This is a genomic window from Pseudooceanicola onchidii (assembly GCF_004959925.1).
GTDB classification, from domain to species: Bacteria; Pseudomonadota; Alphaproteobacteria; order Rhodobacterales; family Rhodobacteraceae; genus Pseudooceanicola; species Pseudooceanicola onchidii.
The window spans coordinates 592,071-613,678 of sequence record NZ_SPUW01000003.1; the positions used below are offsets into that span (position 1 = coordinate 592,071).

Sequence of the window (21,608 nt, forward strand, 5' to 3'; positions counted from 1 at the left end):
TCTGATGTAAGCATTGGTTTGACTTTCTATCTTTCGGTGTTACCGGGACGATCTGGCGTTATCGGGAGGCGGATAATAAAAACCGGTGGGTTTGCCCGTGCCGAAAACCTACTGACTGTTGTTATTTTCGGCGTTGGAGGGACGAGCGGCTTCGGAAGCAAATAGAGCCGCGAAAACGTCACCTGCGTCGGCTGAAGAGGCAGGCTCGCATCGTGGATTTGAGCCAGGTGCTGACACCGGCACCGGTTCCACGATCTCGAAGTTTGGGGTAGGGGTGCCAAGGACACGGGTCCGGATTAGCGCGGGCAGCCAGCGGCGCATGCGGGGTGCTTGCTCAGCGTCTGCATAGCCGAGCTGCACGCCACGGTCGTATTGCCAGCGCCCTGTCCGGAGGTTGTCCCGGATCGTCGAGTTAGGGACACCGGTAACCTTGCGAACCCAGTTGATGTCGGCGAGGCTTTCGCGCAGTAGGCTCCTCGCAGGGTCGTCCGCGGGAAGCACGCCAAACAACTGGCGCCATAGAATGCTCTCTGAATAGATGCCGTGCGTCTTTTCCACGCCAAGCCGTTTGGCAACATCGACCACACTGTTGCGGCCAACGCCCAGGTAGCGTCTAAGTTCTTCCGTGGTTAGCCCAGCATTGTTAGCCGGAATGATCAGGGAGCGATAGAGCGTCATAAGCATCTCCTTTGGCGGGAGATGGGTCCGAATTGGACCTGACCAAAATGTTGGCAGTGAGGGCAAGAGCAGGTGGCAGACAAGGGCGTCAGCCCTGAGCCGTCGCAACATGCTGAAAAAATGCTACGACGACTGGCAGGCGAGTTTGCGCAACGCCAATGCTACGTTATCGATGTCTTTGGGTGCCCTACTGAATGAACCCGTCAGGGCACAGAAGCGGTGACCTTTGTCGCGCAATGCCGCGACCTGTCGAACCAAAGGAGCTTCAAAACATGAGATCCGTTCGTGGGCATGATGCCAATCAGTTGATTGAGGCCTTCGCGGTGATCGATTTCGAAGCCTCAAGCCTGTCCGAACTCAGTTGGCCTATCGAGGTTGGATTGTCTTGGATCGACAAAGGCCAGCTTCGGACGTGGTCGTCTTTGATAAAGCCGGACCCCAGTTGGGTCTTGAACGATTGGTCAACAAAAAGCTCCGCGATCCACAAAATACCGTTTGGAGACCTTGATGGGGCACCACCGGCCGTCGTTATCGCGAAAGCCTTCATGGCATGCTCAAAGGGCAAGCTTCTGGTTTCCGACGCTCCACTATACGAGACGCGTTGGCTTGCCAAATTACTGGCTACGACCGGGTCGTGTGATGTGCCAACCATAGAGAATTACCATGACGTGTCATTCCAAGCTTTCGACGGATATGCTCTCGACATGCTCTACGAAAGGCTTGTGCGGCAGAGGGTGCCACATCGTGCAGGTCCTGACAGCGCTCGAATGGTCCAGGGCTGGCTCGAGGCGTTGTCACACGTCAACTGATGCATACTGTCGAGCATTCGTTGCGTTGCCTCACGTCGGTGCCAATTCGCTTTGGAAGTAGAGGTTTCGGCCCAAACCGGACATTGGCCAGAGTTTACTGCCGCGCCGCGGCGTCTCTGATGCAGTCAGATGCGCAGGTTGACGTATTGTCCGCGGTGCCAAGGTCTGTCGTGCCGACTTCGATCTACAACGGAACCTTCGGGCTTGGCACTGTTGTGTCTGCGATAAGTCCTCGAAGTGCTTTGGGGCGGAGGCAAAGAAAATTTCCCGATGAAGGAGCCTTGGTCTTTACTCTCCCACGTAATAATTTGGTTTCGAACGACATCATCGGATACGCAGCTTAGGATCACTATGGAAAGCATCGAAAGCAACGAGATCAGAACGGAAGCCGTCGATTTTTCCTTTGGCGAGATCTTGAACCTGCACAAGGATGGCGAAATCGTTATCAGGCCTGAGTATCAACGGCTGTTCCGTTGGTCAGTCGAGCAGCGTTCACGCCTGATCGAATCTATACTACTTCGGCTCCCGATCCCTCCCATCTTTCTGATTGAGGACGAGAATGGCGTTCTTGAGCTGATTGACGGGCTTCAGCGCACGAGCTCGGTCTTGCAGTTTTTAGATCATGAAGCCATTGGGCAGGAGGAACTCGTTTTGGGCGGGTGCGATATACTGCACGAAATCAATGGAATGAAGTTTGAAGACTTCAACACGTCAATTCGCCTTCGACTAAAAAGAACTCCTATCCGCGCTGTGATCATCAAGCGAAGTGGAGATGATTATGTGAAATACGAAATGTTTAAGCGCCTCAACACTGGTGGCTCGCTACTGTCGGCCCAAGAAATTCGCAACTGCTCATCACGTATGCTTTCAGGGGGTGCAGATTTTTACAACACGCTGCAAGAACTGGCTGCGGATCCGAATTTCAGAGCGGCTATTATTCGCCTTCCCGAACCTGACCGGGAACGGCGGGCCGACGAAGAGCTGGTTTTGCGATATTTCGCCGTCCGGTTCTATCAAGGCAGCTTTGCCGGGAATGTTCGAGAGTGGTTGGACAACTTTATGGAAGACATCTTGTTCGACCGCGATGGAACTCAACTTGACCCAGATGAGTTCAAAAAATTCTTTGCCTTCATTGCAGAGAAATTCGGTGATGCCGCCTTTTCAAGATCCCGAGATGGACAGGCGTTTGGCCGCCTTGCGCCCGCATACTTTGAAGCAGTGGTTGGTGCGCTGGCTGGTCACTTCGGCGAACTCGGAAACGCTGATCCAATAGCTCTGCAAGCTAATCTAAGCAATGCCTTTGAAAGCGACGAATTCAAGGAGGCCAGCGGTCCAGGTGCGAACTCCAAGGGCAAGATGGAGGAAAGGATCAGAATTGTTCGAGAAGCACTGCTCGATTGATGACTCCATTTGATGAGATCGAGCGCGATCTCGATTGGCGTGAGGCGGAGCTGGCTGTTCTTCGATTGTTTCTCGCCAACGAGGACATCACTGAAAGAGAAAAGCGCGTTCTGTTTCGCGCAGCGTGGGCGTTGCTATACGCCCATTTTGAGGGGTTTTGCAAATTTGCGCTAACCGTTTACTTCGATGCTCTCAAGAACTCTGGAGAGAGATGCGATAACTTTGCCCCCAAGACCCAAGCATTTGCGCTCACCGAAAGGCTAAAGGCCATCAGGAACCTACCACCAGTTGACTTTATTTCCGCCATGCGCGGCTTTGAGGCCAATGTCCTTGCGGAGCCCATCTCATTTCCGGAAGTCGATACCGAATCAAACCTCTCACCGAAGATTTTAGAGAGGTTGTTAGAGGATGCAGATCTTGAAGTGAAATCTCTGCCTTTACACAACCGATCTCTTTTTACGCTTGTAAGTCGGCGCAACAAGATTGCGCATGGGGAGAGGGAGATTATTCCTGAGTTTGAATACTATCTTCAATTTGAGATCGCAGCAAAGGATGTAATGAATGAGCTTGCTCTCGTAATAGACGAAAAGTTGTCATCCCTTTGAGCCAGTAGGTTTTTCTGCACTTGGGAAACTTACGCTTCTGTCACCTTGTCGTTAAGTTCGGGCACAAAAAAGTGGGGCGTGGATCAATATTGGTGCGAACGTTTTCTTTGCGACCTGCCAACTCGAACTGTGCGCGTGCAGCGAACTTCCGCTCTCCGCCCATCTTGAACATTGAAAGCATGCGCAACACAGCCCGCTGTCCACGCCGAGACGGAATTGAAGATCACCTATTTGTTCTGCACCCGTGATTGTAGGCGAAGTTAAGAAGGCACGTCCGTCCTCTCTTTACTGCGAGACCGGCGGCACCGCTCAGAGCAGAATTTCACTTCGTTCCAATCACGCGACCATTTGCGTCGCCAGGTGAAAGGTCGTTGGCAAGCGACGCAGATTTTCGTCGGCAGTTTAGACTTAGTTTGCATGTCGAGCGTCTTGGGCCGGTTGAATTCAAAATTGGCTACCGGGATGACCCGGTAGCCTTTCACTTTACACCGGTCGGCGATCGTCACGCCAGTTTGTAAGCTTTCAACTCTTCGCGGGCGATATTGGCCTGCGCCTCGATATACTGAGCCAAGTCGAACACATGGACACCGCGTCGGCTTTTTCTGTTGTCAGGTTCCATCGATGTCACCGGCAACAGAAGCTTCTTTGTCTCGACCTTCTTCATGAAGGCTTCGGGTGATTGGCCAAAGTGATGCTGCGAAACGACGGCGATGTCGATAAGCGGGTCGCCGTCGTTGAAGGCGAGCAGTGTCATCATAGTGTATTGGAGAGTGTCCATTTTCTTCCATCCTTCTTTATGGAGGTTGTTTTGTGGCTTGTAAGCGGGGGGGGCGGCGTTTTGAAGCCTGAGAGGTGGTCAGTCGACCGGTTCGTTTAATCACCGGTCGACAAGGGCTTTCAAAGGCCAATCAGTTTGAGCCAAGGCCAGCCTTGGTATTTGTCTCCAGTTTTCTTGAGTTGTGCATAGCGCTGGAGGGTGGCCCAGCTTTTGTGCCCAGTCTGGCTCGCGACTTCCGGGATTCCGAGACCCATTTCGAACAACCGAGAGATGCCCTCATGGCGCAAATCGTGAAAGTGCAGGTCTTCTATGCCAAGAACTTTGCACGCTTCGGTCCAGCGCCGACTAATCGTGTCTGGATGGTAAGGAAATACTCGTTCATTTACCTGTGGCATAGCACAGACCACCGCGAGTCCTTCAGGTCGAAGCCGCACGTCCACATCGTTACCTTTTTTCTTTCTTGGGTGCTTCAGATCGCGGATGCGGATCGTGGCGTCGCTATCTTCGACCGCCTGTCTGATGTCTTCCCAAAGAAGGCGTGTATGTTCTGCTTGTCGATACGTCAGGAATATCGCTGCCAATACGAGCATGTGCATAGGAACGGCGCGAGGGTCAGCCTCACTGTATGCCACGAAATATGCCATCAACTTGTTGAGTTCCTCGAGAGTTGGCCGGCGTTTTCGCTCATTCGAAGCGCCAATTATCCCGTAGTGTGCGCAAGCCTCCCGGGCCCGGATGAGTTCGGCTTCTGGTAGCTCCAAGTCGACGAGCGGGCCGGCGAACTTCAAGACGACACCCAAGTAGGACATGTAGGCTGATACGGTTGCTGGGCTCCTCGGCTTTAGGGCATAGTAATTCTTTTCAATTTTTTCGGGATCCAAGGGGTTAGGTTGCACACCTTTTGCAAGCGCCTTCGCGAATTCCACGAACTGCGCGGCGGTAAGGCTGGTGACGTCATTGTCTGCAAAGTCGAACCTCGTAAGTGTGCTCAGACACTGTAGCTTTGACCGCCCAACATTTTCGCCCAGGCTGTCCGTGTAAAGGCGGATTACCTCGGCCAAGCTCTTCGAAGCCTGCTTCTGAAGAAGTGCCTCCAGCTGTTCCGGAGCCTTGATATGTGCCTCAACAAACCTGATCCAGCCCGCAGCTTCTTTGCGGGTGTTGAACGTGGCCGTTCTATTGAAGATGGTCTTGCCCTTCTTTTTCCTGCGAACCTGAGCAGTGTAGCCGGTGGTGCCGTCTCGGCGCAGGTGTGAGCGGATCGTTCCCATAGCGTGTCCTTTCGTTGCTGGGTGATCAGCAAATCGGGTCATCGGGCAGGGGGCGGAGATTTCTTCTCAAGGGGTTTCATCGCCACTGAGAACGTCAGGATTTCGCGCCTCGCTGGTGGGTTTGAAGCCTCGGCCACGGACTGCTATGAGCCTTGAAACGGGACTACAAATCTTGAAGGCGGGCCTACATTTGTAGTCCCGTATGCTCGAAAACCCGCGAAAAGCGGCCAAAACGACGGAAACGCTGGATGCCGGAGCTTTCAGAAGAGCCAATGAAACAAGGATTTTCCAGCGTTCGTGCGGCCGCGCGTCTGTCCGTCGCCCCGATGATGGACTGGACGGACCGGCATTGCCGCACCCTGCACCGGCTGCTGTCGCGGGAGACGCTGCTTTATACCGAAATGGTCACGGCCCCGGCGCTGGTGCGGGGCGGGGCGGTGCACCTGCTGGACCATTCGCCCGAGGAACACCCCGTGGCGCTGCAACTGGGCGGGTCGGACCCGGATGAGCTGGCCCGGGCGGCGCGGATCGGGGCCGATGCGGGGTATGTGGAGATCAACCTCAACTGCGGCTGCCCGTCGGACCGGGTGCAGTCTGGCACCTTTGGCGCGGTGCTGATGACCGACCCGGGCCGCGTCGCGGACTGCGTCGCGGCGATGCGGTCGGCGGTTGACGTCGAGGTGACGGTCAAGTGCCGCATCGGTGTCGACGACCAGAACCCCGAAGAGGTGCTTCCCGAGTTCCTGAGCCGGGTCGGGGCGGCGGGCTGCGGACGGTTCACCATCCACGCGCGCAAGGCCTGGCTTCAGGGTCTGTCGCCAAAGGAAAACCGGGACATCCCGCCGCTGGATTATGACCTCGTGCAGCGGATGCGCGGCATGTTCGGCGGGCTGCACCTGTCGATCAACGGCGGCATCACCTCGCTTGACCAGGCCGAGGCCTTTCTGGATGCGGGGCTGGACGGGGTGATGATCGGCCGGTCGGCCTATCACGACCCGACCGCGATCCTCGCGCAGGCGGACCGGCGGATTTATGGCACCGGCCAAGATGCCGACCCGGTCGATGTAGCGCGCCAGATGCTTCCCTATATCGAGGCGCACCTGACGCAGGGCGGCAAGCTGGGGCAGGTGACGCGGCACATGCTGGGCCTGTTCACCGGGCGTCCCGGCGCGCGTCAGTGGCGGCGGGTGCTGTCGGAAGGTGCGCACAAGCCCGGGGCGGGGCCGGAACTGGTGGAAGAGGCGTTGGAGCCGGTGTTGGCGGCCGCGTAAAGGGCGTGCGTCGGGACGTGTCGGGCCGACTCGGGTTGCGATCTGGTCTTCAGCCCCAGGGGTAAAAGCGGTGCTGTGCCGCCATCCCACGAGGGTGCTGGTGGCGGGGTGAACCCCGCCCTACGTCATGGGGGAAAGGTCGCATTTTGTAGGGCGGGGTTCACCCCGCCGACCGTCCTACGCCTCTACAGTCCGATCTTTTGCCAATACCGCCCAGCACAGGCCTGCGGCCAGCAGACCGCACAGCGCAATCGCCAGCAGCATCGGCAGGGCGGTGCCATCAAAGAACGGGCCCGTCGCGGTGATCATCAGCCCGCCCGCCAGCATCTGCAACGTGCCACCAAGCGACGAGGCAAGGCCCGCGATATCGCCGTGATCGTCCAGCGCCAGCACCATGGTCGTCGGGATGACGAGGCCAAGGAAGGCGTTGCCGATCAGCAGGCCCGCGACGATGACCGGAAAGCTGGCCAGCCCGGCCAGCGCGATGCAGGCCAGCGTCAGGGTGGCCAGGCAGAAGCCCGTCACCCCGATCCGCACCAACCGCCCGATGCCGATGCGCGCGCCAAGCGGAGCGGCCACCTGCGAGGCGCCGAAAAACCCGATGGCATTGACCGCGAAGGCGATGGAGAACCCGGTCGGGCTGAGCCCGAATTCGGACGTGTAGACGAAGCTTGCCGAGGCGATGAAGACGAAAAAGCTCGCCATGCCAAAGCCGCCGACGAAGGTCAGCGCCATGAAGACAGGATCGCTCAGCAGCCGTTTCGCGCCCGCCAGCATCGGCGCAAGGCGCGGTGTCTGGCGGCTTTCGGGAGCCAGCGTTTCCTCAAGCGCGAAGGTCAGCAGGGCGATCGACAGACCCGAGGCGAGCAGCAGCACCACGAAGATCGCGCGCCAGTCGGCGACGGCAATGACACCCGCGCCCGCCAGCGGGGCCAGCATGGGCGACACGGAAATCACCAGCATGATCATCGCCATCAGCTTGGTCGCCTCGGTCCCGGTATAGCGGTCGCGGATCACCGCGCGGGGCACCACCATCAGCGCGGCGCCGCCCAGGCCCTGCACGAAGCGCCAGCCGGTCAGCGCCGTGATGTCGCCCGCGAAGGTCGCCCCGACCGAGCCCGCCGCAAAGATCATCAGCCCGATCAGCAGAGGTTTTTTGCGGCCCGTGGCATCGGCCATTGGGCCATAGATCAGCTGCGCGACACCGAAGGCCAGGAAATAGGCGGTCAGCGTCACCTGCACGGCGGCTTCGGTCGCGCCAAGATCGGTGGCGATGGCGGGCAGGGCGGGCAGGTACATGTCGATCGCGAAGGGGCCGACGGCCGACAGCAGACCAAGGATCAGGGCAAGGCGCAGCATGGGAAACCTCCGGTGCGATAAGGGGGACGTGCTAGTCCCTGGCGTGCATCCGGTCAATCGGGCGCGGCGCAAAGGCGGGTTGGGGATTTATGCGGCGGCGCAGCATCGCTTGCGGGGGCCGGGGAAACCTGCGATTGAAGGGGGCTTTTGGCGGCACCACGACAGGGAGAGTTCGGATGGAGATCACGGCGGTTCTGGGCATGATGCTTCTGGTGGCGGTGATCGGGGCCATCGGCGGCGTGCTGGCGGGGCTTCTGGGTGTCGGCGGCGGGATCGTCCTGGTGCCCGCGTTCTTCTATGCGTTCCAGTCGCTTGGCTATGACGGGCCGATGCTGATGCAGATGTGTCTGGCGACCTCGCTGGCGACGATCATCGTGACGTCGCTGCGGTCAGTGCAGTCGCACAACAAGAAAGGCGCGGTCGACTGGGAGATCCTGAAAAGCTGGGGTCCGGGCATCGCCATCGGCGCGGTGATCGGCGTGCTGGCGGCCTCGTCCCTGCGGTCCTCGGCCCTGCAGGCGCTGTTCGGGGTGCTGGCGATGGTCATCGGCCTCTACCTGGCATTAAGCAAATCCAGCTGGCAGCTGCGCGAGGACATGCCGAGGGGCGTGTTGCGCGCGGTGCTGTCGCCCATGGTGGGCTTCTTGTCGGTGCTCATGGGGATCGGCGGGGGCAGCTTTGGCGTGCCGCTGATGACCCTTTTCGGGCGGCCGATCCACCGGGCGGTGGCGACGGCGGCGGGGTTCGGCGTGATCATCGCGGTGCCCTCGGTCATCGGGTTCCTTTTCGTGCAGATCCCGGCCGAGATGCGGCCGCCCTTCACGATCGGCGCGGTCAACCTGCCGACCTTCCTGGTCGTGATCGCCATGACCCTGATCACCACGCCCTATGGCGCGAAACTGGCCCATGCGACCAACCCCGGCCCGCTGAAGCGGTTTTTCGGGGTGTTCCTGCTGCTGGTCGCGGCGAACATGCTGCGCAAGGCGTATTGGGGCTGACCGGGGGAAGATCCCGGCGGTGATCCGGGCCCTGTGCGGGTCAATCGGAGACCTGGCCTGACTGTTTCCAGACCGTGGCCAAAGTTAGGATCCTGGTAACTTCTTTGCCGAAATCGAGGCTCTCTCGCGCCAATTTCGCCTTAAACGTGTATCAAAATACCCAGAACCCGCCTGACAGGTGCCGTGGTTGCGCCGCAATCGGTTGGCACCCTTGTTTCAAGAACAAGACCGAAAGGGCTGGCCATGATCGAACTTCTTGTGGTGATCGCGATTGCGACGATTGGCGTCGTCTACACCTCTTCGACCGGAGAGGCCGAAAGCTCGGCCATGGCCGACAAGTCCGCCAAGGACGCGCTGAACGAAGCCGAGGGCCAGGGCGGCATCGGTATCCTGGGGATCGACGTGGTGGCGCGCAAGATGCGCAGCGTGGTCGGTCTGCGGCAGGGCGCGGTCAGTGCCGACTCGATCGCCGAATTCCGGGCCGGTGAAGATCATGACGACCTCGACGATGTCGAATGGGCCGATGACGTGGCCATCGACGAAGAGGACCGCGCCGCCGCCATGGCCGAAGACTGGGGCGACAGCATGGTCTTCAACGAGGACGCGGATGAAGACGAGGTCGAGCCGGGCCTGCGCAAGATCAACCATTCGGCGCTGCTGCGGTCGACGGGCGTCAAGGCGCGCAACATGGCCGACGAGGATTACCTTGATGCCGTTGTTGCCGAGGCCGAGACCTGGCTGCGCGACGCGGACGGCGAACTGGTCGACCCCGAAGACGGTATGCAAGATGACACGCTTCTGGGCGACGTCCTGGCCGAAATCGGCGATGACGTCGAGGACGAGGACTACGACAACGCCCCGGTCCAGTCGGCCCCCGCAGCCGCCCCCGCTATGGCCGAGATCGACACCGAGGACGCCCCGATCGTCGACGAATTCGACCCCGCGCAGGACCAGATCCTGATCGGCTATCGCCCCGGAGAGGCCGGAAATGGCCGGATCGGCATCATGGAAGATCCGCTGCGCCCCGGTTCGGCTGCGGTGACCCTTGGCGGGCGCTGCGTCGCGGTGGTGCTGGGCGGTTTCGGCAAGGTGCGCGCGCATCACATCGACCTGGTCTGCGAAGATGACGAGGACGACGACGCAGGCTACATGGCGGCCTGATCGGCCCTTCAGTCTTTCCCTGACCGGCGGTCGAGCCTTGCGGCGCGGCCGCCGCGTCGTTTTGCGATCAGCCCCTGCCGGTCCGGCAGTTCGGCCAGCACGGCGCGGCGTTCGTCGGGCGACATGCGCGACCAGACGGCGATTTCGTCGATCGACCGCAGGCAGCCGGTGCACAGCCGGGTCGGCGGGTGGATCACGCAGACCTTGATGCAGGGGCTTTCGATTTCGTCGCGTTTCCAGACCTCGGCCATCATGCGCCCCTTATGTGCCGCAGGCGATCCAGCACGCCCTGCAGGATATAGCCCGCCGCGACGTGATCGATCACCTCGGCCCGGCGGCGGCGGGATGTGTCGGCCTCGAGAAGGGCGCGTTCGGCGGCCACGGTCGACAGGCGTTCATCCCAGAAGGTGATCGGAAGATCGGCAAAGGCGGGCAGGCGGGTCAGGTTGCGGGCAAAGGCGCGGGTCGACTGACAGCGCGCCCCTTCGGTGCCGTCCATGTTGCGGGGCAGGCCCAGCACGAGGCCCCGGATCGACCGCGCCTGCACGATCTTGGCCAGCGCCTCGGCGTCCAGGGTGAACTTCTTGCGGCGGATGGTTTCCAGCGGCGTGGCGACGGACAGAAAGGTGTCCGAAACCGCGACGCCGATGGTCTTTTCGCCGAAATCCAGCCCGGCGATGGCCTGCATCGGGGGCAGGGCGTCGGCAAAACCCTCGGTCTCTTCAAAGATCATTCGGTGGCCCCTTCTTCGGGCAGGCTTGCGGCGGCGGCGGCGATTTCATCCAGCGCGGCGGGGGTGGCGGCAAAGACCTGCCGGGCTTCGCGGGCGATGGCGCGGGCGCGGGTGACCTCGCCCAGCACACCGTAGGCGCGGATCAGGCGGGCCCATTCCGCCGGGCTGCCGCCCTGCGTCGCCAGCCGGTCCGACAGGCGCGAGACCATGCCGCGGATCATCTCCTGCCGGTCCTCGTCGCTCAGGTCCTGGGCGTTGGCCATGTCATCGGCCGTGGGGCCTGCCAGCGTTTCGATCGGGCGGGGCTGTTCGTAATCGACCCCGGCAAGCGATGCGACCTCGTCGATCTGGGCGCGGATCGGGGCGATCCAGGGCGCGTCCTCGGGCCCCTCGCGCAGCAGCCTGTCCCACAGGCGGAAGGTGACATCGGCGCGGCCGTTCTGCCGCATCATCAGGCCCATGTAATAGAGCGCGGGGGCCAGTTTCGCATCCCGGGCCAGCGCTGCACGCAGGGCGCCTTCGGCCTCGGGCGACACGTATCCGCCCGCCGCCAGGATCAGCATGTCGCCATAGGCCAGGTAATCCTCGGCCGTGGCGGCATCACCCTTGACCGACAGCACCCGTTCCTGCGCGCCATAGCCCGCCTGGAAATTGCCCAGGGCGGCTTCGTTGCGCGCCAGAAGTTGCAGCCCCTGCAGGTCCTCGGGCCGGTCGGCCACGGCATCGCGCAGCTTCTGGATCAGCTCTTCGAACTCGGGCGGCGGGGCATCTTGCGGGCCAAGCGCCCCGGCGGGCACGGCGGCTTCGGCCTCGGCCTGGCTGGGGCGCGATTCCATCCGGTCGGCGGCCATCGCCAGGCGCTGCTGCAACCCCATGTCCGGATAGCCCGGCGCGCCAAGCGACGCGTAAAGCGCCAGCGGCAGGGCGACCAGCGCGACCAGCAGGGCGGTCACCAGCGCGGGCCGGATACGGGCGGGTTCCTGCGTCGTCGTCGCGCCGCCGGTGCGGGTGTCGGCGGCGATCAGGCGGCGGGCGATTTCGGCGCGCAGGCGGTCGGCTTCCTCGTCCGGGATGACGCCGCGCGCGCGGTCGCGGTCGACCTCTTCCAGCTGCTTGCGGTACAGGCCCAGATCCTGCGCGGCGTCGTCGCTGTCGCTGCCGGTGTCGCGCGCGCGCAGCACGGCCAGGCCGATCACGGCGGCGACGGCCAGGGACATGGCGGCGGGAAGGATCCAGTCGAGCATTCGGGTCACGGTCCGGCAATTGCGTTCCGACCCATCTAACGACCCCCGAGGCACGGAAAAAGGACAAAAACCCGTGAGCGACGGTTTGCCCCGTCTGCGATCACCGTGACGATTGCCCTGTGGACCGTGGTGAAAATCGCCCGCGTCGGGTCCGTGGCGACCTCGTGTCGGGATCGGACGCGAAAACGACGCATTGCGGCAGGGTTCCCACGGGCCAATTGGTATGGCTGACTGACAGGACCGCAATCCCAAGGGAGTCGCCCCCATGAAACGCTATTCCGCCTTTGCCATTGCCCGTGAAGCGATGCGGGACCATTCGGGCTGGAAGCGCGCCTGGGAAAAGGCACAGCCCAAGGCCCGGTATGACGTCATCATCATCGGCGCGGGCGGGCATGGCCTTGCGACGGCCTATTACCTTGGCAAGAACTTCGGCATCACCAATGTCGCGGTGCTGGAAAAGGGCTGGCTGGGTGGCGGCAACACGGGTCGCAACACCACGATCATCCGGTCGAACTATCTTCAGGATCCCTCGGCGGCGATCTATGAAAAGGCGCGGTCGCTGTATGAAACGCTCAGCCAGGATCTGAACTACAACATCATGTTCAGCCCGCGCGGCGTCATCATGCTGGCCCAGACCGAACACGAGGTGCGCGGCTACAAGCGGACCGCGCAGGCCAATGCGCTGCAGGGCGTGACCACAGAATTCATCAGCCCCGAGCGGGTGAAGGAAATCGTGCCGATCATCCGGCTCGACGGGCCGCGCTATCCGGTGCTGGGCGGGCTGTGGCAGGAACGCGGCGGCACGGCGCGTCACGATGCGGTGGCCTGGGGCTATGCGCGGGCCTGTTCGGCCATGGGCATGGACATCATCCAGCAATGCGAAGTGACAGGCATAAAGTCGGAAAACGGCAAGGTTGTCGGCGTCCAGACGTCCAAGGGCGATATTGGATGTTCGAAATTGGGAATCGTTGTCGCGGGCCATTCGGGCGTGATGGCCGACAAGGCGGGCTTCCGTCTGCCGATCGAATCGGTGGCGCTTCAGGCGCTGGTGTCGGAACCGATCAAGCCCTGCATGGACGTCGTGGTGATGGCGAACACCGTGCACGGCTACATGTCGCAGTCCGACAAGGGCGAGATGGTGATCGGCGGCGGCGCGGACGGCTACAACAACTATACGCAGCGCGGGTCGTTCCACCACATCGAGGAAACGGTGCGCGCGCTGGTCGAAACCTTTCCGATGATCTCTCGGCTCAAGATGCTGCGGCAGTGGGGTGGGATCGTCGACATGACCGGGGATCGTTCGCCCATCATCTCTCCGACGCCGCTGGATGGCTGTTTCATCAACTGTGGCTGGGGCACCGGCGGGTTCAAGGCGATCCCGGGCTCGGGCTGGGCCATGGCCGAACTGATGGCCAGGGGGCAGCACGGGCCGCTGTCGGCCGAATTCGGGCTGGATCGGTTCCGTCAGGGCCGCTTCGTCGACGAAAGCGTCGCCGCCGGGGTGGCGCACTGATCATGTCGCGCGCCGTCGGTCATATCGACGTGTTACTGGGCTGCCATGCGGCGGGCGCTGGCCATGGCCTGCAGTTCGCTCTGGGCGGCTTCGATGTCGCGCAGGGCGTTGGCCTTGGCGTTGACCGGGGCGTCATGGGCCTCGGCCAGCGCGGCGACAAGCGCCTGCGGGTCTTCGCCGCCGGGCAGATAGGCCGAGGCGAAGCCGACCAGCCCGTTGCGGATCGCATGGGCGAAGCCGCGGTCATAGGGCACCTGGTCGCGCATGGACCGGTCGGCGTAGCCGAAGTAGAGCGGCACGTTGCGGTCACTGCCCCGCGTGCCGATCAGGGCGAAGAGCCCCGGCCGGTCGGGCAGGCTGGTGATATCCGCATGGGACACGAAGGCGATCTTGGGACAGTCGAGCCCCGCGCCGGTGGAGAAAAGGATCTGCTTGCTCATGCCTTGGCCTCTTGTGTTGCTGGTCGCGTCGAGGATCTTCTGAAAATCGTACCACCACATTTGGTGGGACCGATAACGGAAACACACGAGCCCGGGGGTGATTCCGCCCGGATGCTCAATATGTCGCCAAAACGCGTCACGCCTTGCCAAAGTTCCTGCGTGACCGGTGACAGAACCATGAAGGCGGCGGGATCCCGCGCGGCGGCATGGAACAAAACCGGGCGTCTGCCTGTTGTGTGGTCAAACGAAACGAATTCGGAGACCGCAAAATGGCCGACCGCACTGTTGAATACCACAATAACTCCACCGAAACCCGCCGTGGCGGCTCTGGTGCCCTCGCATTTGTCGTTGGTGCACTGGTCGTCCTTGTCGCCGTCATCGCCTATGTCATCTTCGGCTCTGACGCTGATTTCACGCCCGAGGCGTCTGCGCCCTCGAACATCGAAATCAACACCAATGCCGATAGCGCCGCTGCTGGCGGGTCCGAGGCTGCAGCCCCGGCCGCTGATGCGGACGCGGATGCAAGCGCCAATGCCCCCGCAGACGGTGGCGCATCGGCTGGTGCAGCGGCAACGGCCGACTGACACCCTGCTATCGTCTTTTGACGACATGACCCGGTCATGGCCTGCGCGCCATGGCCGGGTTTTGCATGTCGGGGCAGGGGGTGCACAGCGCCCGTCGGCGGAAATCCGCGGAAAAGGCCCTGTTCTTTCAACCGCTTCTCGGAACCTTGCCCGTGCGGCCCGCGTTACCCCTTCACTGCCTGGGAAGAAGGCACCTGCCTCTTTTTCCCTTGTCCCTTACCTGTCTACTGGGCCGGATGCTTCGTGCGTCCGGCCTTTTTTCGTGCGCGCGACATTCGCGCGGAAGGAGGCCCCATGCTGATCCTCACCTGTCCCTATTGCGGCGTCACCTCGGAAGAGACCGAATTTCACGGCGGGGGCGAAGCGCACCTGAAACGCGAAGGGCCCGGATCGGACGATCAGGCCTTCGAGGGCTACCTGTTCCACCGCGAAAACCCGTATGGCGTGCATTTCGAACGTTGGCGGCACGTCTATGGCTGCGGCAAGTGGTTCCATGCTGCCCGCGACACCCAGACGCTTGAGGTTTTCGGCACCTACAGCGCGCAGGTGACGACCCCGCCCGAAGATCTTCTGGCCGTGATCCGCGACAAGCGGCCCGGCTGGCAGTGGCGCGACCTTGCCTGACCCCGCACGACCCGACGACCAAGGCCCCAGATCAAGAGGCACGACGACATGAGCACCCGACTGAATACCGGCGGTCACCGCATCGACCGCTCTGCGCCGGTCACCTTTTCCTTCAATGGCAAGACGTTGAAGGGCTACCGGGGGGATACGCTGGCCTCTGCGCTGCTGGCCAATGACCAGATGATGCTGGGCCGGTCGTTCAAGTACCACCGCCCGCGCGGCCTTGTCGCCAGCGGGGCAGAGGAGCCGAACGCGCTTCTGGGGGTCGGCGAAGATGGCCGGTTCGAACCGAACCAACGCGCCACCACGCAAGAGGTCTTCAACGGCCTCGTCTCGACCTCGCAGAACCATTGGCCAAGCCTTGAGTTCGACATCGGAGAGATCAACTCCAAGCTCTCGCGGTTCTTCCCGGCGGGCTTTTATTACAAGACGTTCATGTGGCCGCGCAGCTTCTGGAAGCACGTGTTCGAACCGGTGATCCGCCAGTCCGCCGGTCTGGGCAAGGCGCCGCAGGATGCGGATGCCGACACGTATGAGCATTACTACCACTTCTGCGACGTGCTGGTGATCGGCGGCGGGATCGCGGGGCTGGCGGCGGCGCTGGCGGCGGCCTCGGGCGGGGCGAAGGTCACGTTGCTGGAACAGGGTCCGATGCTGGGCGGCCGCACGCTGGTCGACGAAGATCCGGCGCTGGCGGCTGAGATCGCGGGCATGGTCGCGACCCTGCAGGCGATGGAAAACGTCCGCATCCTGACCCGCTGCATGGGCGCGGGCGTCTATGACCATGGCTACGTGCTGGGCTATGAACGGCTGACCGATCACCTGGATGCCAAGGACGGCCCGCGCCATCGCCTGTGGCGGATCCGCGCCGGGCAGGTAGTCACCGCGACGGGGGCGATCGAACGCCCGCTGTCCTTTGCCGGGAACGATGTGCCGGGCGTCATGCTGGCCTCGGCGGTGCGCGATTACCTGGTCGATTACGGCGTGTCCGTCGGGGACCGCACCGTGGTCGTGACCAACAACGACGACGCCTATCTGACGGCAATCAAGCTGGTCGAGGCCGGGCTTACCGTGCCCGCGATCCTGGATGCGCGCGAAGGCGGGGCCGGGGCGCTTGGCACCCTGGCCGAAGCCAAGGGGATCCGCGTGCTCAAGGGCCATGGCATCGCCAAGGTCAAAGGCCGCAAGCGCGTCACCGGCGTGGCCGTCTGCCGCCAGACCGGCGAAGGCGCCGTGACCGAGGAGATCGCCTGTGACGCGGTCGCCATGTCCGGCGGCTGGTCCCCGGTGGTGCACCTGTGGTCGCACTGCGGCGGCAAGCTTCTTTGGGACACCGACCAGGCCATGTTCCGCCCCGACGCGACCCGCCCGCCCAGGGGCTCGGACGGCGAGGCCTTCGTGCGCGTCGCCGGGATCGCGAATGGCGTGATGGACCTGGACGCCGTGCTGGACGACGCCGTGGCGCAGGGCCTTGCGGCGGCACAGGCCGTAGGCCAGGCGGGCACGACCCCCGCCGATCTGCCCGCGCTGACCGCCCGGGACGATCGCCCGACCGAACCTGTCTGGCTCATGCCGGCCTCGGCCAAGCGTGACCTGCGTGCCAAGGCCTGGCTCGATTACCAGAACGACGTCAAGGTGACGGACGTGCAGCTGGCCGCGCAGGAAGGTTACGAGTCGGTCGAACACGCCAAGCGCTACACCACGCTCGGCATGGCGACGGATCAGGGGAAACTCTCGAACATCAACGGCTTGGCGATCCTGTCTGGCGCGCTGGACACGCCGATCCCGCAGGTCGGCACCACGACCTTCCGCCCGCCCTATACGCCCATTTCCATGGGCTCTATCGCGGGTGAGGCACGCGGAGAAACCTTCCAGCCGCTGCGCCGCACCCCCATGCACGCCTGGCACGAAGCCAACGGCGCGGTCTTCGAACCCGTCGGTCACTGGCGCCGCCCCTACACCTACCTGCGCGCGGGCGAGGACAAGCACGCGGCGGTCGAGCGTGAGATCATCCAGACGCGCAACGCGCTTGGGCTGCTCGATGCCTCGACGCTTGGCAAGCTGATCGTCAAGGGACCGGATGCGGGCCGGTTCATGGACATGATGTACACCAACATGATGTCCAACCTGAAACCGGGCAAATGCCGCTATGGGCTGATGTGTTCGGAAAACGGGTTCCTGATGGACGATGGCGTTGTCGCCAAGTGGGACGAGGACACTTACCTCTGCCACACCACCACCGGCGGCGCGGATCGCATCCACGCCCATATGGAGGAATGGCTGCAGACCGAATGGTGGGACTGGGACGTCTGGGTCGTGAACGCAACCGAACAGTACGGCCAGATCGCCGTGGTCGGCCCGCAGGCCCGCACCGTGCTGGAGAAACTGGGCGCGACGGGCGTGTCGAACGAAGACTTCCCCTTCATGACCTTCCAGGACCACGTTCTGGCGGGGATCCAGGCGCGAGTCTACCGGATCTCGTTCTCGGGCGAGCTGTCCTATGAAATCGCCGTGCCCGCGGGCCAGGCGCTGGCGCTCTGGCAGGCGCTGCTCGACGCCGGGGCCGAGTTCAACGTCATGCCCTACGGGACCGAGGCGCTGCACGTGATGCGGGCCGAAAAGGGCTTCATCATGATCGGGGACGAAACCGACGGCACGGTGATCCCGCAGGACCTTGGGCTCAACTGGGCGATTTCCAAGAAGAAAGAGGACTTCATTGGCAAGCGCGCCCAGCTGCGCGACGACATGGCGCGCCCCGATCGGTGGAAGCTGGTGGGGCTCGAGACGCTCAACGGATCGACCCTGCCGGACGGCGCCTATGCGGTGGCAGCGGGCACCAACGCCAATGGCCAGCGCAATGTCGAGGGGCGCGTGACCTCGACCTACCATTCGCCGACGCTCCGGCGCGGCATCGCCATGGGGCTCGTTCTGAACGGCCCCGACCGGATGGGCGAGACCATCCAGTTCAACAAGGTCGACGGCACGACAATCCCGACCAAGATCGTCGATCCGGTGTTCTACGACAAGGAAGGGACAAAGAATGTCTGATCCCGTAACCGCCCTTTCCAACGCCGTGGCCGAGGGCCCCGTGCGCGTCGCGGAAACCGGCCCCCACGGCATGATCACCCTGCGCGGCGATCTGTCGTCGGATGCCGTCGCAGCCGCCGTTCAGTCCGCGACCGGCGTTGCGGTCCCCGAGGTCCGGCGCCTGTCCAGCGCGGGCGACCGGTCCATCCTGTGGATGAGCCCCGACGAGGCGATGATCCTTGTCCCCCGGGCCGAGGTGGCGCAGATCGTGACCGCGCTGACCCAGGCACTTGGCACCGCCCATGCGCTGGTCGCCGACATGTCCGACGCCCGCGCGCGGTTCCGTCTGACCGGCGAGGACGCGCACCTGCGCGAGGTCATGGTCCGGCTCGCCCCCGTCGACATGGACCGCTTCGAGACCGGAGAGATCCGCCGCACCCGCCTGGCCCAGATCCCCGTCGCCCTGTGGATGCCCGAGCCCGGCGCCATCGAGCTGATCTGCTTCCGATCCGTCGCAAAATATGCGTTCGACGTGCTGACGGTGGCGGCGTCGTCAGCGCGGGTTTTCGCCGAATGACTCTGTGTGACAGGCGGTTAAATGCCTGTTGCATTTGTATCTTTTAGCGCAGTTGACGTGCCTGATTCGCGGTTGATGTGCGTTTGTTTCCCGAGCCGGGACGATGACTGCCTGGGGGCGCAACTGTTCGCACTTGCAGCGTGATGCCTCCCACTCGCCGAGCTCTTGGCACGCCACGGTCTGCCTTTTTTTTGTCCAGATTAGCCTTTTGTCAGATAGTTCAAACGCCGTCGGACAAGAGTCGGCGTCTCTGATAACGTTAGAAATAAGGCTGAAGACGCTGTGGTGGGCGAGGGGGGGGGCGCCCGGTTTTCGCCACATTCACCTTGCGGCAACAGGTGTCACGCGGTAAAACAGAAGGACGGAAGAAGCATTTCTTCATTCATTTGAGCCGTCGACACGGCCAACAACGAGGATTATAACTATGTTCGCACGGAATACCCTTGCTGCTGCCTTCGTCGCCGCAGCTCTTCCGTTTGCAGCGTCAGCTGCGACGGTTGATGTTACTTCCCCCACAGCATCCGCAGGTAGCTACAACGACGGAGACACCGTTTTCGGCATCATGGTCGGTGACAGCATCGACGCGAATATCATTTCGGAAGGTGGTGACTCTAGCATCACGACCTACTATGACTTCACGCCGGCTCTCGGCAAGGCTACTTTGTTCCTTGCTGTGAACAGCAATGACATCGGTGGTTATGGTTCGCTGTCCGTATCTGTTGAAGATATTGCAGGCACCGTCTACACGTCGTTCTTCGGCTCGCAAGAAGCGCAGTTCACCGTTGACGCCATTTCGCCGATCAAGGTGGTTTTCAGCTGGTCCGGTACTCCCGCTTTGGGTGAGAGCTTCAACTATGATCTGTCGATCTCTGAAGTTCCCGTTCCCGCCGCAGGCTTCCTGCTGCTCGGTGGTCTGGGCGCGCTGGCGGCACGTAAGCGTCGCAAGTCCTGATTTCGGGATCAAAGTCTGAGATTTCGAAAGGCGACCTACGGGTCGCCTTTCTTTTTTTTTATGGGGCAACTCTTTGGGCTGACCTGCGATCGGTTCCTATTGGCGCCGCGTCGCCAGATGTTTGGTGGCTGCTACTGAAAACTTCCGGACGACCATACTTGGGGTGCGGCGTGTCTTTGTGTAGCGCCGCGTGTAATCAGCACCCGACAGGGGCGACAATACCGGCCGCCCGGCACCGAACTCACCGCTTGTTGCGCCAGCGGTTGTACGTCAGCGTCAGCGCGACAACCTCGGTCAGGGCGTCGTCCAGCGGTCCCGACAGCGCGACCCGCACCGCGCGGTCTCCGACCACGTGAAGGTGGTCTCCGAACCTTTCGCGGAAGGTGTCGGCCAGCACGGTGCGACAATTGACGAAGATCGCGACACAGTCCTCGCGCCCGCGCAAGGGCCCGATCCGCAGGGTGCTGCCCGCGCGGGTGGCTTGCGTCAGATAGGCGGGTTCGCCCCATTTCAGCGTTTCGGTCAGCGGGCCGACATCCGGCGTCCGGGCGGCCACGTCGAAGACCAGCCGTCGCAGGGCCCACAGACGCGAGGCCTTCGCGGGGGCGAGGGCGTCGATCGCGCGGGCGACGGCGTCGGGCGGAGCCGGGATGGCGGGCAGATCTTCCATGGCCCCACCATCGCACATCACATCCGGCAAATCTTGCTGGACTTCATGGCCTTGCGGAAAGGCATTGCGGATCGGCGCAGGGCGCTCGTGCGCTGCCGAACGGGGGCGGAGGGTTGACGTTCCGCACTTTAGGATAACATGTAAGGGCAACCGTATTACTCAGGAAAAGGAGCCGCATCATGGCCTTCGAACTCCCCGATCTTCCCTACGCCCACGACGCGCTGGCCGACCTTGGCATGTCCAAGGAAACGCTGGAATATCACCATGATATTCACCACAAGGCCTATGTCGACAACGGCAACAAGGCGATCGCCGGCACCGAGTGGGACGGCAAGTCGATGGAAGAGATCATCAAGGGCACCTACGACCCCAAGGCGGTCGCGCAGTCCGGCATCTTCAATAACATCTCGCAGCTGTGGAACCACAACCAGTTCTGGGAAATGATGGGCCCGGGCGAGTCCAAGATGCCGGGTGAGCTGGAAAAAGCCCTGACCGAGGCGTTTGGCTCGGTCGACAAGTTCAAGGAAGACTTCTCCGCCGCAGGCGCGGGTCAGTTCGGCTCTGGCTGGGCCTGGCTGGTGAAGGACACCGACGGCGCGCTCAAGGTCACCAAGACCGAGAACGGCGTGAACCCCGTCTGCTTCGGCCAGACCGCGCTGCTGGGTTGCGACGTGTGGGAGCACTCGTACTACATCGACTTCCGCAACAAGCGTCCGGCGTACCTGTCGAACTTCCTCGACAAGCTGGTGAACTGGGAAAACGTCGCCTCGCGGATGTGATCCGAGCGACGTCAGAATTGGAAAGGGCTCGCCGATTGGCGGGCCCTTTTTTGTTTGGAGTAGGGTGCGTGCTTGCACGCACCGCGCCCCGGCGGGGAGCTGCAGGCGGTGCGTGCAAGCACGCACCCTACGGC

At 62.3% G+C, this 21,608-nt stretch carries 23 protein-coding genes; 13 read left to right on the forward strand and 10 right to left on the reverse strand.

The window, feature by feature from the left end; all coding sequences use genetic code 11:
• Positions 1 to 108: 108 nt before the first annotated feature.
• On the reverse strand, positions 109 to 678 hold the full coding sequence (locus E4S58_RS15790) for a hypothetical protein (RefSeq protein ID WP_136637409.1): 570 nt from the start codon (positions 676 to 678) through the stop codon (positions 109 to 111).
• A 272-nt stretch (positions 679 to 950) separates the two neighbouring features.
• Here E4S58_RS15790 and E4S58_RS15795 point away from each other — a divergent pair, with 272 nt between their 5' ends.
• The 3 genes from E4S58_RS15795 to E4S58_RS15805 all read left to right on the forward strand — a co-directional run bounded on the left by E4S58_RS15795 (position 951) and on the right by E4S58_RS15805 (position 3,493).
• On the forward strand, positions 951 to 1,487 hold the full coding sequence (locus tag E4S58_RS15795; RefSeq protein ID WP_136637410.1) for a 3'-5' exonuclease: 537 nt from the start codon (positions 951 to 953) through the stop codon (positions 1,485 to 1,487).
• A gap of 351 nt (positions 1,488 to 1,838) precedes the next feature.
• Positions 1,839 to 2,888, forward strand: a complete 1,050-nt coding sequence (locus tag E4S58_RS15800; protein ID WP_136637411.1) for a DUF262 domain-containing protein — start codon at positions 1,839 to 1,841, stop codon at positions 2,886 to 2,888.
• On the forward strand, positions 2,888 to 3,493 hold the full coding sequence (locus E4S58_RS15805) for an MAE_28990/MAE_18760 family HEPN-like nuclease (RefSeq protein ID WP_136637412.1): 606 nt from the start codon (positions 2,888 to 2,890) through the stop codon (positions 3,491 to 3,493). Before E4S58_RS15800 ends, E4S58_RS15805 begins: the two co-directional genes overlap by 1 nt.
• A gap of 260 nt (positions 3,494 to 3,753) precedes the next feature.
• Here the strand turns inward: E4S58_RS15805 and E4S58_RS15810 are convergent, their stop codons facing one another.
• The 3 genes from E4S58_RS15810 to E4S58_RS18050 form a co-directional block, all read right to left on the reverse strand.
• A complete protein-coding gene (locus E4S58_RS15810; protein WP_136637610.1) occupies positions 3,754 to 3,912 on the reverse strand; it encodes a DUF2256 domain-containing protein in 159 nt (52 codons plus the stop codon).
• Positions 3,913 to 3,995: 83 nt separating this feature from the next.
• Positions 3,996 to 4,271, reverse strand: a complete 276-nt coding sequence (locus tag E4S58_RS15815) for a pyocin activator PrtN family protein (protein ID WP_136637413.1) — start codon at positions 4,269 to 4,271, stop codon at positions 3,996 to 3,998.
• A gap of 119 nt (positions 4,272 to 4,390) precedes the next feature.
• On the reverse strand, positions 4,391 to 5,542 hold the full coding sequence (locus E4S58_RS18050; RefSeq protein WP_169052694.1) for a site-specific integrase: 1,152 nt from the start codon (positions 5,540 to 5,542) through the stop codon (positions 4,391 to 4,393).
• Between the two features lie 272 nt (positions 5,543 to 5,814).
• Between E4S58_RS18050 and dusA the strand changes: the two genes are divergently transcribed.
• A complete protein-coding gene (gene dusA / locus E4S58_RS15825) occupies positions 5,815 to 6,813 on the forward strand; it encodes a tRNA dihydrouridine(20/20a) synthase DusA (protein WP_136637415.1) in 999 nt (332 codons plus the stop codon).
• A gap of 177 nt (positions 6,814 to 6,990) precedes the next feature.
• Here the strand turns inward: dusA and E4S58_RS15830 are convergent, their stop codons facing one another.
• Positions 6,991 to 8,172, reverse strand: a complete 1,182-nt coding sequence (locus tag E4S58_RS15830) for a multidrug effflux MFS transporter (protein ID WP_136637416.1) — start codon at positions 8,170 to 8,172, stop codon at positions 6,991 to 6,993.
• 176 nt (positions 8,173 to 8,348) lie between these two features.
• Here E4S58_RS15830 and E4S58_RS15835 point away from each other — a divergent pair, with 176 nt between their 5' ends.
• Together E4S58_RS15835 and E4S58_RS15840 are read left to right on the forward strand one after the other, a co-directional pair.
• Positions 8,349 to 9,170, forward strand: a complete 822-nt coding sequence (locus tag E4S58_RS15835) for a sulfite exporter TauE/SafE family protein (protein WP_136637417.1) — start codon at positions 8,349 to 8,351, stop codon at positions 9,168 to 9,170.
• A 243-nt stretch (positions 9,171 to 9,413) separates the two neighbouring features.
• Positions 9,414 to 10,331, forward strand: coding sequence for a hypothetical protein (locus E4S58_RS15840; protein ID WP_136637418.1), 918 nt, complete (start codon positions 9,414 to 9,416; stop codon positions 10,329 to 10,331).
• An 8-nt stretch (positions 10,332 to 10,339) separates the two neighbouring features.
• Here the strand turns inward: E4S58_RS15840 and E4S58_RS15845 are convergent, their stop codons facing one another.
• Genes E4S58_RS15845 through ccmI form a run of 3 tightly spaced genes read right to left on the reverse strand, consistent with a single transcriptional unit; the run spans position 10,340 to position 12,308 of the window.
• Positions 10,340 to 10,585, reverse strand: coding sequence for a DUF1289 domain-containing protein (locus E4S58_RS15845; protein ID WP_205965401.1), 246 nt, complete (start codon positions 10,583 to 10,585; stop codon positions 10,340 to 10,342).
• Positions 10,582 to 11,064, reverse strand: a complete 483-nt coding sequence (gene ruvX, locus E4S58_RS15850) for a Holliday junction resolvase RuvX (RefSeq protein WP_136637420.1) — start codon at positions 11,062 to 11,064, stop codon at positions 10,582 to 10,584. The genes E4S58_RS15845 and ruvX overlap by 4 nt, the downstream gene beginning before the upstream one ends.
• Complete coding sequence (ccmI, locus tag E4S58_RS15855) at positions 11,061 to 12,308, reverse strand: c-type cytochrome biogenesis protein CcmI (RefSeq protein ID WP_136637421.1); 1,248 nt, start codon at positions 12,306 to 12,308, stop codon at positions 11,061 to 11,063. Before ccmI ends, ruvX begins: the two co-directional genes overlap by 4 nt.
• Before the next feature lie 265 nt (positions 12,309 to 12,573).
• Between ccmI and E4S58_RS15860 the strand changes: the two genes are divergently transcribed.
• Positions 12,574 to 13,821 (forward strand): sarcosine oxidase subunit beta family protein, encoded by a 1,248-nt coding sequence (locus E4S58_RS15860; protein WP_136637422.1) that lies wholly within the window; start codon positions 12,574 to 12,576, stop codon positions 13,819 to 13,821.
• Positions 13,822 to 13,853: 32 nt separating this feature from the next.
• On the opposite strand, the gene E4S58_RS15865 is transcribed toward E4S58_RS15860, so the two are convergent.
• Complete coding sequence (locus E4S58_RS15865) at positions 13,854 to 14,261, reverse strand: hypothetical protein (protein WP_136637423.1); 408 nt, start codon at positions 14,259 to 14,261, stop codon at positions 13,854 to 13,856.
• A gap of 269 nt (positions 14,262 to 14,530) precedes the next feature.
• Here E4S58_RS15865 and E4S58_RS15870 point away from each other — a divergent pair, with 269 nt between their 5' ends.
• The 5 genes from E4S58_RS15870 to E4S58_RS15890 all read left to right on the forward strand — a co-directional run bounded on the left by E4S58_RS15870 (position 14,531) and on the right by E4S58_RS15890 (position 20,025).
• Positions 14,531 to 14,845, forward strand: coding sequence for a hypothetical protein (locus E4S58_RS15870; protein WP_136637424.1), 315 nt, complete (start codon positions 14,531 to 14,533; stop codon positions 14,843 to 14,845).
• A 294-nt stretch (positions 14,846 to 15,139) separates the two neighbouring features.
• Positions 15,140 to 15,469 carry a sarcosine oxidase subunit delta gene (locus E4S58_RS15875; protein ID WP_136637425.1) on the forward strand — a complete coding sequence of 110 codons (330 nt, stop codon included), beginning with the start codon at positions 15,140 to 15,142 and terminating at the stop codon, positions 15,467 to 15,469.
• Between the two features lie 48 nt (positions 15,470 to 15,517).
• A complete protein-coding gene (locus tag E4S58_RS15880; RefSeq protein ID WP_136637426.1) occupies positions 15,518 to 18,517 on the forward strand; it encodes a sarcosine oxidase subunit alpha family protein in 3,000 nt (999 codons plus the stop codon).
• Entirely contained in the window at positions 18,510 to 19,073 is a 564-nt protein-coding gene (locus E4S58_RS15885; protein WP_136637427.1) for a sarcosine oxidase subunit gamma, read from the forward strand. The genes E4S58_RS15880 and E4S58_RS15885 overlap by 8 nt, the downstream gene beginning before the upstream one ends.
• Before the next feature lie 424 nt (positions 19,074 to 19,497).
• A complete protein-coding gene (locus E4S58_RS15890) occupies positions 19,498 to 20,025 on the forward strand; it encodes a VPLPA-CTERM sorting domain-containing protein (protein ID WP_136637428.1) in 528 nt (175 codons plus the stop codon).
• Between the two features lie 241 nt (positions 20,026 to 20,266).
• On the opposite strand, the gene E4S58_RS15895 is transcribed toward E4S58_RS15890, so the two are convergent.
• Entirely contained in the window at positions 20,267 to 20,695 is a 429-nt protein-coding gene (locus E4S58_RS15895; protein ID WP_136637429.1) for a DUF1801 domain-containing protein, read from the reverse strand.
• A gap of 179 nt (positions 20,696 to 20,874) precedes the next feature.
• Between E4S58_RS15895 and E4S58_RS15900 the strand changes: the two genes are divergently transcribed.
• On the forward strand, positions 20,875 to 21,474 hold the full coding sequence (locus tag E4S58_RS15900) for a superoxide dismutase (protein WP_136637430.1): 600 nt from the start codon (positions 20,875 to 20,877) through the stop codon (positions 21,472 to 21,474).
• Positions 21,475 to 21,608 lie beyond the last annotated feature (134 nt).

Bases quoted from the DNA above. Each gene is read 5' to 3' on its own strand.
- E4S58_RS15790 (WP_136637409.1), bottom strand. From the start codon at position 678: ATGACGCTCTATCGCTCCCTGATCATTCCGGCTAACAATGCTGGGCTA.
- E4S58_RS15875 (WP_136637425.1), top strand. From the start codon at position 15,140: ATGCTGATCCTCACCTGTCCCTATTGCGGCGTCACCTCGGAAGAGACC.
- E4S58_RS15890 (WP_136637428.1), top strand. From the start codon at position 19,498: ATGTTCGCACGGAATACCCTTGCTGCTGCCTTCGTCGCCGCAGCTCTT.
- E4S58_RS15795 (WP_136637410.1), top strand. From the start codon at position 951: ATGAGATCCGTTCGTGGGCATGATGCCAATCAGTTGATTGAGGCCTTC.
- E4S58_RS15880 (WP_136637426.1), top strand. From the start codon at position 15,518: ATGAGCACCCGACTGAATACCGGCGGTCACCGCATCGACCGCTCTGCG.
- E4S58_RS15830 (WP_136637416.1), bottom strand. From the start codon at position 8,172: ATGCTGCGCCTTGCCCTGATCCTTGGTCTGCTGTCGGCCGTCGGCCCC.
- E4S58_RS15840 (WP_136637418.1), top strand. From the start codon at position 9,414: ATGATCGAACTTCTTGTGGTGATCGCGATTGCGACGATTGGCGTCGTC.
- E4S58_RS15845 (WP_205965401.1), bottom strand. From the start codon at position 10,585: ATGATGGCCGAGGTCTGGAAACGCGACGAAATCGAAAGCCCCTGCATC.
- E4S58_RS15865 (WP_136637423.1), bottom strand. From the start codon at position 14,261: ATGAGCAAGCAGATCCTTTTCTCCACCGGCGCGGGGCTCGACTGTCCC.
- E4S58_RS15800 (WP_136637411.1), top strand. From the start codon at position 1,839: ATGGAAAGCATCGAAAGCAACGAGATCAGAACGGAAGCCGTCGATTTT.
- E4S58_RS18050 (WP_169052694.1), bottom strand. From the start codon at position 5,542: ATGGGAACGATCCGCTCACACCTGCGCCGAGACGGCACCACCGGCTAC.
- ccmI (WP_136637421.1), bottom strand. From the start codon at position 12,308: ATGCTCGACTGGATCCTTCCCGCCGCCATGTCCCTGGCCGTCGCCGCC.
- E4S58_RS15900 (WP_136637430.1), top strand. From the start codon at position 20,875: ATGGCCTTCGAACTCCCCGATCTTCCCTACGCCCACGACGCGCTGGCC.
- E4S58_RS15860 (WP_136637422.1), top strand. From the start codon at position 12,574: ATGAAACGCTATTCCGCCTTTGCCATTGCCCGTGAAGCGATGCGGGAC.
- dusA (WP_136637415.1), top strand. From the start codon at position 5,815: ATGAAACAAGGATTTTCCAGCGTTCGTGCGGCCGCGCGTCTGTCCGTC.
- E4S58_RS15870 (WP_136637424.1), top strand. From the start codon at position 14,531: ATGGCCGACCGCACTGTTGAATACCACAATAACTCCACCGAAACCCGC.
- E4S58_RS15885 (WP_136637427.1), top strand. From the start codon at position 18,510: ATGTCTGATCCCGTAACCGCCCTTTCCAACGCCGTGGCCGAGGGCCCC.
- E4S58_RS15805 (WP_136637412.1), top strand. From the start codon at position 2,888: ATGACTCCATTTGATGAGATCGAGCGCGATCTCGATTGGCGTGAGGCG.
- E4S58_RS15895 (WP_136637429.1), bottom strand. From the start codon at position 20,695: ATGGAAGATCTGCCCGCCATCCCGGCTCCGCCCGACGCCGTCGCCCGC.
- ruvX (WP_136637420.1), bottom strand. From the start codon at position 11,064: ATGATCTTTGAAGAGACCGAGGGTTTTGCCGACGCCCTGCCCCCGATG.
- E4S58_RS15815 (WP_136637413.1), bottom strand. From the start codon at position 4,271: ATGGACACTCTCCAATACACTATGATGACACTGCTCGCCTTCAACGAC.
- E4S58_RS15835 (WP_136637417.1), top strand. From the start codon at position 8,349: ATGGAGATCACGGCGGTTCTGGGCATGATGCTTCTGGTGGCGGTGATC.
- E4S58_RS15810 (WP_136637610.1), bottom strand. From the start codon at position 3,912: ATGCAAACTAAGTCTAAACTGCCGACGAAAATCTGCGTCGCTTGCCAA.